The sequence below is a fragment of the Streptomyces sp. NPDC032198 genome, assembly GCF_040636975.1.
Taxonomy (GTDB): domain Bacteria; phylum Actinomycetota; class Actinomycetes; order Streptomycetales; family Streptomycetaceae; genus Streptomyces.
In genome coordinates this window covers 122,270-135,279 of the sequence record NZ_JBEZVL010000020.1, presented here as the reverse complement: position 1 = coordinate 135,279, position 13,010 = coordinate 122,270, and the positions used below count along the sequence as shown (strand labels likewise).

Below are 13,010 nucleotides of genomic sequence, written 5' to 3'. Positions count from 1 at the left end.
TCTGCTCCGGGGGCAGAGGGGCGGGGGCAAGGGACCGCGAGCGCCAACTCTCTGCCTCGTTCGCGGAGTTTATACGACACGTGTTCAGGCAGTGTTTCGTCTAACCGCACCCTATATTGCCTGCAAGGCGTTATTCGGTCGCCATTTTGCGGGATTTAACCCGATTCCTGATGAGCCTGGACGTTTGACCTCGGCTCCCTTCGCGGGAGCGGTCGGCCGATTCTCGTCGGTGCTTTTCACCAGGCGTCGGTGCGAAGATTCCCCGGCGCACCTCATGCCTGGTGAATGTGCCGCCCGGACTTGGCAAAGAGCCTACTGGGCCGGGGGCATGTGCGGGGCGTTATCGATCACATTGCAGGGCATCATCCACCGAGACACAGCGGCCGGATCATTGGCTGCCCATCAGAGGAGGGGACGCTTCGATGGGGGAGAAGGTCGTAGCAGGAACGTTTGACCTGGCCGAGCGGAACCGGTACCGGACCAAGCTCAAGGCGTGTCTGGCGGGGCTGCGGAGGCTGTTGGACGAGGAGCGGTTCGACCGTCCGAAGAACCTGATGGGTGTGGAGATCGAACTGAATCTCGCGGGACCCGACGGCATGCCGCGCATGCTGAATGCGGAAGTTCTCGAACGGATCGCGAGCCGGGACTTCCAGACGGAACTCGGAATGTTCAATCTTGAAGTCAATATCGCACCGCACCGATTGGGCGGACGTGTTCTCGACCGTCTCGCCGAGGAGCTGCGCACCGGCCTCGCCTATGCCCACCGAAAAGCGAACGAGGTGAACGCCGGCATCGTGATGATCGGCATTCTGCCGACACTCGCGCATCACGACCTGGTCTCGGGAAACCTCTCCGACGTCGACCGCTACGCGCTCCTCAACGACCAGATCGTGGCCGCCCGCGGCGAGGAGTTCGTCCTGGACATCCAGGGCGTGGAGCGGCTCACCTGCACCTCCGCGTCGATCGCGCCCGAAGCGGCGTGCACGTCGGTGCAGTTGCACCTCCAGGTCACGCCGGACAGGTTCGCCGACGTGTGGAACGCGGCCCAGGCCGTCGCCGCGGCGCAGGTCGCCGTCGGCGCCAACGCGCCGTTCCTCTTCGGGCGTGAGCTGTGGCGCGAGTCGCGGCCACCGCTGTTCCTGCAGTCCACCGACACCCGTCCGCCCGAACTCCAGGCCCAGGGCGTACGGCCGCGGACCTGGTTCGGCGAGCGCTGGATCAGCGACGCTTACGAGCTCTTCGAGGAGAACCTGCGGTACTTTCCCGCGCTGCTTCCCCTCATGGACGACGAGGAGCCGCTGGAGGTGCTCGACGACGGCCGGGTGCCGCAGCTCGGCGAACTCGTCCTGCACAACGGCACCGTGTACCGCTGGAATCGTCCCGTGTACGGCATCGCGGGCGGTGTCCCGCACCTGAGGGTGGAGAACCGCGTCCTGCCCGCGGGCCCCACCGTCACCGACGTCATCGCCAACGCGGCCTTCTACTACGGAGTCGTACGCGCCCTCGCCGAGGAGCCCCGGCCCGTGTGGACCCGGCTGCCCTTCGACACCGCGGCCCGCAACTTCGACACCGCGTGCCGAGACGGCATCGAGGCCCGGCTGCGGTGGCCGCGGCGCGGCCGGTCGGGCGGGATCGTGGAGGTGCCCGCGGTCGCTCTCGTACGCGACGAACTGTTGCCGCTGGCCGCGGCCGGGCTCGACGCGTGGGGTGTCGAGGCGGCCGACCGGGACTTCTACCTCGGCGTCATCGAGGAGCGGTGCAGGCGCCGGGTGAACGGGGCGTCCTGGCAGGCGGCCACCTACCATCAGGCCCTGGAGACCGGGCTCGAACGCGAGGCCGCGCTCGCCGCGACCACACGGCGCTACGCCGAGCTGATGCACGCGGGGGAGCCGGTGCACACCTGGCCGGTCGGACTTCCCGAACCCGCGGCCCTGAGCTGAGGCGCACGGCTTGCGGGCTCAGCCGTGGCTGCCCGCCTCCATGATGGCCTTGAGGATGACCGCGTGGATCTGCGCCGGGTCGTCGACCTGGTGGCCCGATCCGCCGGTCGCCTCCGCGATCTGCACGACCTCCTCCTTGTCCGCGTCCGGGCCGACCGCGATGGCGATGAGCGGCACCGGATGCTTGGGGTCGGAGAGGTTCTCCAGCTGCGAGACGAGGTTGCTGCGCGAGAGGGAGCCGGGGTCCTGGTTCGCGCCGTCCGTGAGCACCACGAGCGCGTTGAACTTGCCGCGCGCGTAGGTGGACGTGGCTTCCTTGTACGCCGCGAGCGTGGTGTCGTACAGGCCGGTCGCGCCGCCCGGGATGGGCGTGAGGTCACTGAAGGCCTCCGCGACCTTGTCCCGCTGGGTGCCGTCGCCCTTGCGGTCGCCGAGCCGCTGGGTCGGCACGAGCTTGCGGTAGTCGCGCTCGCCGTCCAGGAGCGTGGCGAACTCCCAGAGGCCGATCTCGTCCTCGTCGGTGAACCCGGCGAGTGCCTGTAGGAGCGAGGACTTGGTGACCTCCATCCGGGACTGGTTGCGGCCCGGCACGAACTGGCCCATGGAGTCCGAGACGTCGACGACCGTGCTGATCCGGGCGCTCTGGACGGTGATCGTCCACATGCCGAGCGTCTCCTGGAGCTCCTTCTCGGAGGGCGGATCGCTCGCCTCGGCGCCGTACGGCTGGGGTGTGCGGCCGCCCGCCGCCGTGACGAGTTTCTCCGGCGGGTCCTCGGTGCCGGTCCTGAAGCCGTGCTTCTCCAGGATCGCGCGGCCCTCGGCGTCGCTGAACAGGGTCATGAAACGCAGGGCGGCCCGGCTCTGGTCCGTGGACAGCTCGTCCTCCTGGACCAGCGTGTACGGGTAGTCGAGGCGCGGCGAGCCGTCCTTCGGATAGAACATGTCCAGGCTGTTCTCCTCGCCCGCCGACGCGTTGTGCGCGAACGCGGCCTGCTCGGAGAGGATCAGCGCCTGGTTGCGGCGCGGGTTGCCCTGTTCGGTCCCGGAGGAATCGCGGGCCAGGGTGTCGAGGAGCTGGCTGTCGCTGTCGGACGTGCGTGCGGACAGCGCCTTGGCCAGCGCGGCGGCCTGGGTGTCCCCGTCCTTGCCACCCGACTTCTTCGCCGACGCGCTCAGCTTCGCGAGTGCCAGCAGGCCGGTCGCGCTGCGCGCGGGATCGGCGGCGCCGAGCCGCAGCTTGTCGCCCTTCATCGCCGCGCCGGTCAACTTCGGCCAGTCGTACGTCTTCTTGGGCCAGCCAAGGGTCTCGGCGGCGGAGGGGACCATGGCCATGCCAACCGGGGATGAGGCTATGTTCCCCGCGGCGGACACGCTGTTCTGTCTGCCACCCAGGCCCACGCGCTGCAGCCACAGTTCGGAGTCCGGCACCCATACGTCGTAGCCGGGCTTGCCCTTGCCCGTGCGCAGCTCGTCGGCGACCTTGTACGAATCACGGGCCGAGACCCGGACGTCGATGCACGCCCCGTCGGACGTGACCTCCTTCTCGCGCGCGTCGTCGGCCGCCTCGCGCAGGGCGGGGGCGATGTCGGGGGCGGCGACGAGGTCCAGCTCCACCGAGTCGTCGCGGCACGAACCGCCGAAGCTCAGCAGGTCGCTGCGGACCGCGACCGCCGTGCCCGCGGCGACCGTCAGGACGAGTGCCGTCGCGATGGCCACGGTGCGACCGCGGGTGCGTGGCCGAGGGTCGGGTGCGTCCGTCCCGTACTCATCGGGCAAGCTGTGACGTCCCATGGCGGTGGTGCCCCTCCTTGAGTGATGAAGCAAGGAAAGAGGGGGTGGCCTGACCGCAATCGGCGTCCGTCCCCCTCGGCCTGTCGCGCACGATCTTCGTAACTTCTTTCGAGACCCTAGCGGGACGGGGATGGGGATGAGGCGGGATTACTCAACTGGAGGCGGAGTGCAAGCGGAGTCCGGGCCGTTGGCCGGTTCTTTTCGGGGTGAGGGGCCATCGCGACGGATCCTCCGGGACGAGACGCTGCTCGTCCTGGCGCTCTCACTGGGCGCGAGCGGTGTGTCCGCGCTGATCAGCTTTGTCGGGTCGGTCACCAAACCGGGGGGTCTGAAGGATCAGGCGGCGACCATGAACGCGTCCGCCGCTCCGGGGCGGCCATGGCTTGATCTCGCGTGGCAATTGTTCGGGATCACGACCGCGTTGGTGCCGGTGGCACTGGTCGCGCACTTCCTGATCCGGGAGGGTGCGGGGCTGCGTTCGATCGGCTTCGACCGGAGCAGGCCGTGGCCGGACCTGGGGCGCGGGGCGGCGGTCGCCGCGGTGATCGGCAGCACCGGGATCGCCTTCTATCTGGCGGCGCGGGGGCTGGGGTTCAACCTGACGGTGGTGCCCGAGGATCTGCCCGACGTGTGGTGGAAGTTCCCGGTGCTCGTGCTGTCCGCGGTGCAGAACGCGGTGCTCGAGGAAGTGATCGTCGTCGGCTATCTGCTGCGCAGATTCGGCCAGTTGGGGTGGACGCCGATGGCCGCGCTGGTCGGGAGCTCGGTGCTGCGCGGCTCGTACCACCTCTACCAGGGCATCGGCGGGTTCATCGGGAACATGGCGATGGGGGTGGTCTTCGTGCTCCTGTACCGGCGGTGGGGGCGGGTCGGGCCCCTGGTGGTGGCCCATTCGCTGCTGGATATCGGCGCGTTCGTCGGGTACGCGCTGCTTGCGGGGAAGGTGGGGTGGCTGCCTACGCCTTAGGCGGCGGGCGGTGCTGTGGGGACGTACGACAGCTGGGGCGTACGTCCCCACAGCCCTGTCCGGGCTCCCAGGTGTTCAGGCGCCCAGGTTCAGGCGCCCCGGTGTTCAGGCGTACAGGTCGCCCTCGATGACGGTGACCGCGCGGCCCGTCAGGAGGGTGCGGTCGCCGCGCAGTTCCGTGCGGACGAGGCCGCTGCGGGCCGACGCCTGCAGGCCGGTGAGCTCCGTGCGGCCCAGGCGCTGGGACCAGAAGGGGGCAAGCGCCGTGTGGGCGCTGCCGGTCACCGGGTCCTCGTCGATGCCGACGCGCGGGAAGAAGCCCCGCGAGACGAAGTCGTAGCCGCGGGCGGGGTCTTCGGCGAGTGCTGTGGCGATGATGCCGCGCTCGGAGTGCTGGATCAGGGCCTTGTGGTCTGGAGTGAGGGAGCGCACTGTCTTCTCGTCGGCGAGCTCGACCAGCAGGTCGCCGAGGTTCGCCCCGGCGTCGTACACCGCGAGCGGCTCGGCGCCGAGCGCTTGGGCCACGCCGTCGGGGATAGCGGCCGGGGTGAGCGGGGCGGTCGGGAAGTCCATCGTGACGGTGCCGTCCGCGTGGGCGATCGTGGTCAGGACGCCGCTGCGGGTGGCGAACCGTACGGGGCCTTCGGCGGAGCCGGTGGCCTGGAGGACGTGGGCGGTGGCGAGCGTGGCGTGGCCGCAGAGGTCGACCTCGGTGGCGGGCGTGAACCACCGCAGCGCCCAGTCGGCTTCGCCGCCCGCGGGGAGGCGGTGGGCGAAGGCGGTCTCGGCGTGGTTGACCTCCGCGGCCACGCTCTGGAGCCAGGCGTCGTCGGGGAAGGCGTCGAGGAGGAGGACTCCTGCGGGGTTGCCCGCGAAGGGCCGGTCGGTGAAGGCGTCGACGATGCGGATGCGGTGAGAAGAGGTCATGTCGACGACGTTAGCGGGCCAATGGTTCCGGCGGATAAGGCCAATTGGGGGCGAGTGGCCCGGTTGGGGCGCCGCGAGTGGACCGGCCGGGATGCGGGGCCGGTCCTGGCCTTCTGCCGCCGGGATGGAGGTATGCGCGCGTGGCGCCGCCGTATGCGTCTGGGAGTGCTGTGGGGATCGGGGGCTTGTCAGGCGAACTGTTCCGATATATCGTTGAGGTATCGCGACAGATCAACGATGGCGCGATAGATCACCTACAACGACACGTACATCACGTACAAGAGGAGTGATTGTTATGCGTTCCCACGGATATGAGCACGAACACGGACGTGGAAAGTGTGGCCCCGGCCGTGAAGGCCGGGGCGGCTTCGAGGGGCGGCGCGCGGCGTTCGGTCCCTTCGGGCCCGGCTTCGGCGGCCCCGGTGGACCCGGCGGCCCCTGGGGCGGTCGTGGCGGCAGGGGCGGTCCGCGAGGCAGGGCGAGGCGCGGTGACGTACGCGCGTCGATCCTCGCTCTCCTGAAGGACCGGCCGATGCACGGCTACGAGATGATCCAGGAGATCGCCGAGCGCAGCGGCGGGGCGTGGAAGCCCAGCCCCGGTTCGGTGTACCCGACCCTCCAGCTCCTGGAGGACGAGGGCCTGATCAGCAGCGCGAGCGAGGGCGGCAAGAAGCTCTTCTCGCTCACCGACGCCGGTCGCACCGCGGCCGACGAAGGTCCCGACGCGCCCTGGGAAGAGGCCGGGCGCGGGGTCGACTGGGAGGCGCTGACCGAGATCCGGCAGGCCGGTTTCGGTCTGATGGAGGCGTTCGGCCAGGTCTGGAAGACCGGCAGCAAGGAACAGCGCGAGAAGGCTCTCACGGTCATCAACGACGCCCGTAAGAAGCTGTATCTGATCCTCGCCGATGAGGACTGAGGTGGTGGGGGTTGTTGCTGACCCCCATTGCCCTTGAGGCGCCCCGCACTTCCTGTGTGGGGCGCCTCTTTGTGTCAGGGGGAGTCGGGGTGGGGAGGTTCGGTTAGGTCACCAGGCCCGACAGTTTCCGCAGCGACTCGTTGAGCGCGGCCGTCGCCGAGTCCTTCAGCTTGCCCGCCATCAAGGAGACCGCCGCGCCCGTGAACTCCCCGTCTATGCGTACGTTCGTCGCGTCGCCGTCAGGGGAGAGGCTGTAGCGGGTGCCGACCGTGACGCCCATCGGCCCCTTGCCCCTGATGGCCAGGGTGCGCTCGCTCTCCAGCTCCTCGATCGTCCAGTTGACCTCGGCGGGGAAGCCCATCAGCTTCATGTTCTCCGCGAACGTGCCGCCCGCCTCCAGCGTGGTGGGGGCGCCGTTCGGGAAACTGGTGTGCGTGGCGTTCCACTCGCCGTACGAGGAGAAGTCGGTGAGTTGGGCCCAGACCTTCTCGGCGGGCGCCTCGATCCGTGCTTCCGCGCTGACTTCGGCCATGCGACGACCCCTCTTCTTCGGGCGCTGCGGCGGGGCGCAGCTGCGGTGTCGCGGAACGTAGCCGCAGGGCCCTTAACATTCAATACTGATGAACCGTCAGATGTCCTTGCCGCTCCGGCGAGGCTGCCCGGAACCGGGTCGGGTACTGTGGCCCTCCCCTGCGACGGACGCGGGGAGACGGACCCAGGAGGTGAGACCCATTACCGCAGCAGCAGGTCGGGTGCTCCCCCTTCGCGACCGCGCGGTTCACCCGGCATAGGTGACCGAGGGAGCCCCACGGGCGTCCCGAAAGGTTTCTCTTCTCATGTCGGCTTCACCTTCATCACCCGCGTCATCGTCCATAACGTCCCTCACCCCTTCCACCGTCGTCACCAGGCTGCGCGCCGCCGGCTGTGTCTTCGCCGAGGACGAGGCGGCGCTGCTCGTCGGCGCCGCGCGTGACCCCGCCGAACTCGCCTCCATGGTGGAGCGCCGCGTCACCGGTCAGCCGCTCGAACACGTCCTGGGGTGGGCGGAGTTCCGCGGGCTGCGGATCGCCGTGGACGTGGGCGTCTTCGTGCCCCGGCGGCGCACCGAGTTCCTCGTGCAGCAGGCCGCCGCCCTGGCCCCGCCCGGTGCCGTCGTCGTCGACCTGTGCTGCGGATCGGGCGCTCTCGGGGCCGCGCTCGGCGCCGCGGTCGGCCGGGTCGAGCTGTACGCCGCCGACATCGACCCCGCCGCCGTGCGCTGCGCGCGGCGCAACGTCGCCGACGCGGGCGGACGGGTGTACGAGGGCGATCTCTACGAGCCGTTGCCGGAGGCACTCCGTGGCCGCGTCGACGTACTGCTGGCGAACGTCCCCTACGTACCCACCGAAGAAGTCGGTCTGCTGCCGCCGGAAGCACGCGTCCATGAGGCGCGCGTGGCGCTCGACGGCGGAGCGGACGGCCTGGACGTCCTGCGGCGGGTGACCGCGGACGCGGCGCACTGGCTGGCGCCCGGCGGCCGACTGCTGTTCGAGACGAGCGAGCGGCAGGTGCCGTACGCGCTGGAAGCGGTCGCCGGGGGCGGTCTCGTGCCGCGGTCGGTGAGCGACGAGGAGATGTACGCGACGGTCGTCATCGGGACGCGGCCCGCGTAGGCCGGACACGGCGGGGGCGCGGGCGGGCGTCAGCCCACCTTGCTTATCACCGCCGCGTCGAAGAGATCGCACGCCCTGGGGAACGGGCCTTCGTCGTGGCAGTGCCAGGCTTCCCAGAAGAGGTCGGCGGGCAGCGCGTTTTCGGGTGCGTACACCCGGTACACGTACTGCCTGCCGTCTATCGCCGGCAGCGCGACCATCCAGCACCTGCACTCCATGCCTGAAAGACGAGTGGCGGGTGCGCCGTGGTTGCGTGCCCGGCGTGAATCAAGGCGGCGCACGCCCCTCGGGGAAGAACGGTCGGATCTCATCCGTAAGGAGGAGAAGCCGCGCATGCGTACCCAACTTGTGTCGGACGCGAAGATGCTTCCCGCCGCCGATGACGCCGCCCTCGGGGACTGATGGGGTGGGAGATGTGCAAAGCCGTACACCGCAGGGTGCCGAGCCCGGCCCTATCCGAACAGAGACCGACTCCCGAGTGAGCGCCGCGCTGGCGTCGGTGGTGGTCGGCGCGCGCCGGCGTGCGGTTCGGGACGGGGACCGGCAGATCGACACCGCGCATCTGCTGCATTCCCTCCTGGAGGCCGACCCCGAGGTGCGGGCGGTCTTCGACGAGGGGGCGCAAGTGGCGCGGCTCCTCGGCTATCTCGTCCAGCGCAGCATCGGGTACGGCCTGCAGTGGCAGGGGACGGTCGAGGACTCCGGAGCGGTGCCTGTGGTGGAAGCGGGCCAGAGTGCCGCCGTGAAGGAGACGGGCTGGTCGCCGTCCGCGAGTACCGCCATGGAGGCGGCTTTCGAGCGGGCCGATCGCCGTGGCGAACCGTGGGCGCTGGGCATCGACCTCTTGGCGGGGCTCCTCGCCGACCCGGACAACCGCGCGGTCGAGGTCCTGGCGCGGGCAGGGGCCGACGCGCAGGTGATCCTGCGGCGGATCGAGGCCGATCCGCTCACCGGGACCGCCGCCGACGCGTTCGCCGATCCGTACGCGGAGACGTCCGTCGACTGAGTTCGTCGATGAGTCCGTCGGTGAGCGCGTCGATGGGGCCGATGAAGAGTCCGCCGATTGAGTCCGCCGATTGAGACAGGGTCTATCGGGGGTGACGCTCATGACACGTCCTGCCATGATGTGCCGGTGCAAGCGTCTCAGGGGAATCAGACAGGCTCGCGGCCGAGCCAGGGCAGAGGCGTCGGCCTGGGGCTCGCCCTGGGGTCGGCGGCCGCCTTCGGCGGCTCGGGCGTCGCGGCCAAGCCGCTGATCGAGGCGGGTCTCGACCCGCTCCACGTCGTGTGGCTGCGAGTGGCGGGCGCCGCCCTGGTGATGCTGCCGGTCGCCTGGAAGCACCGCGGTCTGCTGCTCCGCAGGCCCGCACTCCTGCTCGGCTTCGGCCTGCTCGCCGTCGCCGGTGTACAGGCCTGCTACTTCGCGGCGATCTCCCGCATCCCCGTCGGCGTCGCACTCCTGGTCGAGTACCTCGCGCCCGCGCTCGTCCTCGGCTGGGTGCGCTTCGTGCAGCGGCGGCCCGTGACGCGCGCCGCGGCGGTGGGCGTGGTGCTCGCCGTCGGCGGGCTCGCCTGCGTCGTCGAGGTGTGGGCCGGGCTGAGCTTCGACGCCGTGGGGCTGCTCCTCGCGCTGGGCGCCGCGTGCTGCCAGGTCGGCTACTTCGTCCTGTCCGACCAGGGCAGCGACGCGGGCGACGACGCTCCCGACCCGCTCGGCGTCATCGCGTACGGACTGCTGATCGGTGCCGTGGTGCTGACCGTCGTGGCGCGGCCCTGGGGCATGGACTGGTCGGTGCTCGCCGGGAGCGCGGAGATGGACGGCACGGCCGTGCCCGCGTGGGCGCTCACCGGCTGGATCGTGCTCGTCGCGACCGTGGTGGCGTACGTCACCGGGGTGCTCTCGGTGCGTCGGCTCTCGCCGCAGGTGGCGGGCGTCGTGGCCTGTCTGGAAGCGGTCATCGCCACCGTGCTCGCCTGGGTCATGCTGGGCGAACACCTGTCGGCGCCGCAGATCATCGGGGGTGCGGTGGTGCTCGCGGGGGCGTTCATCGCCCAGTCGTCCACGCCCGCCAAGCCCCGGCAGGAGCCGACCGGGGGCGAGCTGCCCGCGCCGGAAGAGCAGTTGTCGTCGACCGGTACCGCCGTTTAGGGTATTGATCATGCATTCACGCGCGCTCGTTCTTCCGCCTCCCGCCGCCTAGGCGCGGGCACTTCCCGGATCACACCCGGCCGATGGCCGGGGGAACGACGCTGCCCGCAGACGGAGCCAAGGACTTTCTCTTTCCTTTCTGCGGAGAACTCACGTGTCGCATGTGTCGACTTCTGCCTCTTCTGCCTCCTCTGTCTCCGGTCTGTCCGTCGGACGAGGCCTCTTCTATCTGATCGTCGCCGGTACGGCCTGGGGCACCGCCGGTGCCGCCGCCGCGCTGGTCTTCAAGGCCAGTGACATGGGGCCGGTCAGCCTCTCCTTCTGGCGCTGCGCGGGCGGCTTCGTGCTGCTGTTCGCCGTCCGCATGATGCGGGCGCGCCGACGGTCCGCCGATGCCGCCGCGGGAGCGCCGCTGCGCCGCAGGCTGCCGCGGATCGTGGCGACCGGCGTGGCCCTCGCCGTGTTCCAGACCGCCTACTTCGCGGCCGTCGAGTCGACCGGACTCGCCGTCGGCACGGTGGTCACGATGGGGGCGGGCCCCGTACTCATCGCGATCGGGGCCCGGTTCACCATGGGGGAGCGGCTCGGGTTCGGCGGCGTCGTCGCGGTGGCCGGGGCGCTGGCCGGGCTCATGGTGCTCGTCCTCGGCGGTGGCGGCGCGAGCGTGCGTCCGCTCGGCGTCGGGTGGGGGCTGCTCTCGGCGGCCGCGTACGCCACGATGACGCTGCTCACGCGGTGGTGGGGGCGGGACGGCAGCGCCGACGCGTCCGACACGACGGTCTGGTCGTTCGCCGTGGTGTCCGTCTGCCTGCTGCCGCTCGCCGCGGTGGAGGGCCTCGTCCCGCACGCCGCCGAACCGGCGCGGATGGGCCTGTACCTGCTGTACATCGTCGTGATCCCGACAGCGGTCGCCTACGCCCTGTACTTCGCGGGCGCCGCCGTCATCCGGTCCGCGACCGTCTCCGTGATCACGCTCCTCGAACCGCTGAGCGCCGCGGTCATCGCGGTCGTGCTGCTCGGCGAGGAACTCACCGTGTCGACGGTGCTCGGCACCCTGCTGATGCTGGCCGCCGTGACGGGGCTCGCGGTCGCGGAGACACGGGGCGCGGTCGCCGCGCGGCGGGCGGCGGTGCTGGTGTCGGACCTGGTGTGAGGGGGCTCGCGGGGCGCGGCTGGTGGTTGCGTGCCGGGCCCCGCGAGTGCTGTGTCTCTGTGTTGCTGTGTCTTGTTCTGTCGCCGTTTCGTCCGCGGGTCGGTGGGGGTTGCTCGCGCAGTTCCCCGCACCCCTTGCGGGGTGGTCAGCGGCGGCGGAGTTGGTGGTCGCGTGCCGCTGCGTCGCGTGGGCCGGCGCGGTCCGCGAGGCCTGCCGCGATCCGGTCCTGGACGTCCTGCGGTTTGTGGCTCGCGTACTTGAACTTCGCCTGTACGTCGGTCACTTCGAGGCACAGGGCACGGATGCCGGAGAGCATGCGGCCGAACGGTGCCTCGCCCACCGCGGCCGGGGCCGAGCCGCCCTCCGGCTGGAAGTGTGCGACCTGGCGGTTCAGGAGCTCGGCCTTCTCCTCCGGGTCGTCCACGACGCGGGCCGTGCAGCGGAGTTGGACGGCGGCGTAGAAGCTGGTCGGCACGCCGTGCTCGGGCGGGGTGTCCGGGGACGCCTGCCAGGGGCCCGGCACGTATACGTAGTCGTCCACCACGCTGAGCAGCACTTCGGGATCGGCTTCGAGCGCGGGCCACAGCGGGTTGGGGCGCGCCAGGTGGGTGATCACCCTGCCGAGCGGGCCGTGGCCGGACTCGAAGGCGAAGTGCGCGGGCTGCACGTGCGGGGGCTCTCCGGGCAGGCCGTTCACGGCGAGCTGCCCGAAGTCGTGCCCCGCGAGCCACTGCTGCCACTCGGCGTCGGAGCGCGGTGCGTCCCAGGGGTGGATCAGCATCACAGCTCGATCAGGTAGTCGGGTGCGTCGATGCCGGGGGTCAGGTCCGCCGACGGGATGAGCGGGCCGTGGCCCTTGCTCAGCGGGACGACGCCGGCCCAGTGGGGGAGGCCGAGGTCCTCGGGGTCGTCGTTCGGGCCGCCGGTGCGCACCTTGGCGGAGACCGCGGCGAGGTCGAGGCTGAGTACGGCGGTCGCCGCGAGCTCCTTCGCGTTCGCGGGGCGCGAGTCGGCGGAGCGGCCGGGCACGACGTGGTCGACGAGCGCGTCGAGGGCGGCGCGCTTCTCCTCCGGGTCCGTGACCTGGTGTGCGGTGCCGTGGATCACCACGGAGCGGTAGTTGATGGAGTGGTGGAAGGCCGACCTGGCGAGGACAAGGCCGTCGACGTGGGTGACGGTCAGGCAGACCGCGAGCCCCGGGTCCTCCTGCGGGGCGTCGCCCGCCATCCGCAGCGGCCGGGACCCCGTCGAACCGTGCACGTACAGGCACTCGCCCACCCGGCCGTACAGCGTAGGCAGGACGACGGGGGCGCCGTCACGCACGAAACCGAGGTGGCAGACGTAGGCCTCGTCGAGTATCGCGTGCACCAGTTCCTGGTCGTACGCCGCACGGTCCCGCCCGCGGGTGGGGACGGTGAGGTCGGTCGGCGCGTACGAGGCGGTGTCGTTGGCGGTCTCGATGCCGGACTCGGATGCGACGCTCATTGCCTTCTCCATTGCACTAGTGCATAATGT

The 13,010-nt window shown here is 70.6% G+C and carries 13 protein-coding genes; 7 read left to right on the top strand and 6 right to left on the bottom strand.

Annotation, left to right across the window (positions count from 1 at the left end; translation table 11 throughout):
* Positions 1 to 422: 422 nt before the first annotated feature.
* Positions 423 to 1,940: a glutamate--cysteine ligase gene (locus AB0E78_RS38965; protein WP_361843535.1), complete on the top strand. Its 1,518-nt coding sequence runs from the start codon at positions 423 to 425 to the stop codon at positions 1,938 to 1,940.
* 18 nt (positions 1,941 to 1,958) lie between these two features.
* On the opposite strand, the gene AB0E78_RS38960 is transcribed toward AB0E78_RS38965, so the two are convergent.
* Positions 1,959 to 3,731, bottom strand: a complete 1,773-nt coding sequence (locus AB0E78_RS38960; protein ID WP_361843532.1) for a substrate-binding and VWA domain-containing protein — start codon at positions 3,729 to 3,731, stop codon at positions 1,959 to 1,961.
* Positions 3,732 to 3,897: 166 nt separating this feature from the next.
* Between AB0E78_RS38960 and AB0E78_RS38955 the strand changes: the two genes are divergently transcribed.
* On the top strand, positions 3,898 to 4,698 hold the full coding sequence (locus tag AB0E78_RS38955) for a type II CAAX endopeptidase family protein (RefSeq protein WP_361843531.1): 801 nt from the start codon (positions 3,898 to 3,900) through the stop codon (positions 4,696 to 4,698).
* Positions 4,699 to 4,803: 105 nt separating this feature from the next.
* Here AB0E78_RS38955 and AB0E78_RS38950 read toward each other — a convergent pair whose 3' ends face one another.
* Positions 4,804 to 5,625, bottom strand: coding sequence for a PhzF family phenazine biosynthesis protein (locus AB0E78_RS38950; RefSeq protein WP_361843528.1), 822 nt, complete (start codon positions 5,623 to 5,625; stop codon positions 4,804 to 4,806).
* Between the two features lie 295 nt (positions 5,626 to 5,920).
* On the opposite strand from AB0E78_RS38950, the gene AB0E78_RS38945 reads away from it, so the two are divergent.
* Positions 5,921 to 6,541 (top strand): PadR family transcriptional regulator, encoded by a 621-nt coding sequence (locus AB0E78_RS38945; protein WP_361843526.1) that lies wholly within the window; start codon positions 5,921 to 5,923, stop codon positions 6,539 to 6,541.
* Positions 6,542 to 6,644: 103 nt separating this feature from the next.
* Here AB0E78_RS38945 and AB0E78_RS38940 read toward each other — a convergent pair whose 3' ends face one another.
* On the bottom strand, positions 6,645 to 7,073 hold the full coding sequence (locus AB0E78_RS38940; RefSeq protein WP_361843523.1) for an SRPBCC family protein: 429 nt from the start codon (positions 7,071 to 7,073) through the stop codon (positions 6,645 to 6,647).
* Positions 7,074 to 7,377: 304 nt separating this feature from the next.
* Here AB0E78_RS38940 and AB0E78_RS38935 point away from each other — a divergent pair, with 304 nt between their 5' ends.
* Positions 7,378 to 8,193, top strand: coding sequence for a putative protein N(5)-glutamine methyltransferase (locus AB0E78_RS38935; protein WP_361843521.1), 816 nt, complete (start codon positions 7,378 to 7,380; stop codon positions 8,191 to 8,193).
* Between the two features lie 29 nt (positions 8,194 to 8,222).
* On the opposite strand, the gene AB0E78_RS38930 is transcribed toward AB0E78_RS38935, so the two are convergent.
* Positions 8,223 to 8,393, bottom strand: a complete 171-nt coding sequence (locus AB0E78_RS38930) for a hypothetical protein (RefSeq protein WP_361843518.1) — start codon at positions 8,391 to 8,393, stop codon at positions 8,223 to 8,225.
* Between the two features lie 215 nt (positions 8,394 to 8,608).
* Here AB0E78_RS38930 and AB0E78_RS38925 point away from each other — a divergent pair, with 215 nt between their 5' ends.
* From AB0E78_RS38925 to AB0E78_RS38915, 3 genes are all read left to right on the top strand, one after another.
* Positions 8,609 to 9,199: a Clp protease N-terminal domain-containing protein gene (locus tag AB0E78_RS38925; RefSeq protein ID WP_361843516.1), complete on the top strand. Its 591-nt coding sequence runs from the start codon at positions 8,609 to 8,611 to the stop codon at positions 9,197 to 9,199.
* Positions 9,200 to 9,319: 120 nt separating this feature from the next.
* Positions 9,320 to 10,342, top strand: coding sequence for an EamA family transporter (locus AB0E78_RS38920; RefSeq protein WP_361843514.1), 1,023 nt, complete (start codon positions 9,320 to 9,322; stop codon positions 10,340 to 10,342).
* A gap of 163 nt (positions 10,343 to 10,505) precedes the next feature.
* Entirely contained in the window at positions 10,506 to 11,495 is a 990-nt protein-coding gene (locus AB0E78_RS38915) for a DMT family transporter (RefSeq protein ID WP_361843511.1), read from the top strand.
* A gap of 145 nt (positions 11,496 to 11,640) precedes the next feature.
* Here the strand turns inward: AB0E78_RS38915 and AB0E78_RS38910 are convergent, their stop codons facing one another.
* Both AB0E78_RS38910 and AB0E78_RS38905 read right to left on the bottom strand, forming a co-directional pair.
* Entirely contained in the window at positions 11,641 to 12,276 is a 636-nt protein-coding gene (locus AB0E78_RS38910) for an FMN-binding negative transcriptional regulator (protein WP_361843508.1), read from the bottom strand.
* Entirely contained in the window at positions 12,276 to 12,980 is a 705-nt protein-coding gene (locus AB0E78_RS38905) for a pyridoxamine 5'-phosphate oxidase family protein (protein ID WP_361843505.1), read from the bottom strand. The genes AB0E78_RS38910 and AB0E78_RS38905 overlap by 1 nt, the downstream gene beginning before the upstream one ends.
* Positions 12,981 to 13,010 lie beyond the last annotated feature (30 nt).

Coding starts and splice junctions, on each gene's coding strand:
- AB0E78_RS38965 (WP_361843535.1), top strand. CDS start 423: ATGGGGGAGAAGGTCGTAGCAGGAACGTTTGACCTGGCCGAGCGGAAC.
- AB0E78_RS38960 (WP_361843532.1), bottom strand. CDS start 3,731: ATGGGACGTCACAGCTTGCCCGATGAGTACGGGACGGACGCACCCGAC.
- AB0E78_RS38935 (WP_361843521.1), top strand. CDS start 7,378: ATGTCGGCTTCACCTTCATCACCCGCGTCATCGTCCATAACGTCCCTC.
- AB0E78_RS38940 (WP_361843523.1), bottom strand. CDS start 7,073: ATGGCCGAAGTCAGCGCGGAAGCACGGATCGAGGCGCCCGCCGAGAAG.
- AB0E78_RS38945 (WP_361843526.1), top strand. CDS start 5,921: ATGCGTTCCCACGGATATGAGCACGAACACGGACGTGGAAAGTGTGGC.
- AB0E78_RS38910 (WP_361843508.1), bottom strand. CDS start 12,276: ATGCTGATCCACCCCTGGGACGCACCGCGCTCCGACGCCGAGTGGCAG.
- AB0E78_RS38905 (WP_361843505.1), bottom strand. CDS start 12,980: ATGAGCGTCGCATCCGAGTCCGGCATCGAGACCGCCAACGACACCGCC.
- AB0E78_RS38950 (WP_361843528.1), bottom strand. CDS start 5,625: ATGACCTCTTCTCACCGCATCCGCATCGTCGACGCCTTCACCGACCGG.
- AB0E78_RS38930 (WP_361843518.1), bottom strand. CDS start 8,393: ATGGTCGCGCTGCCGGCGATAGACGGCAGGCAGTACGTGTACCGGGTG.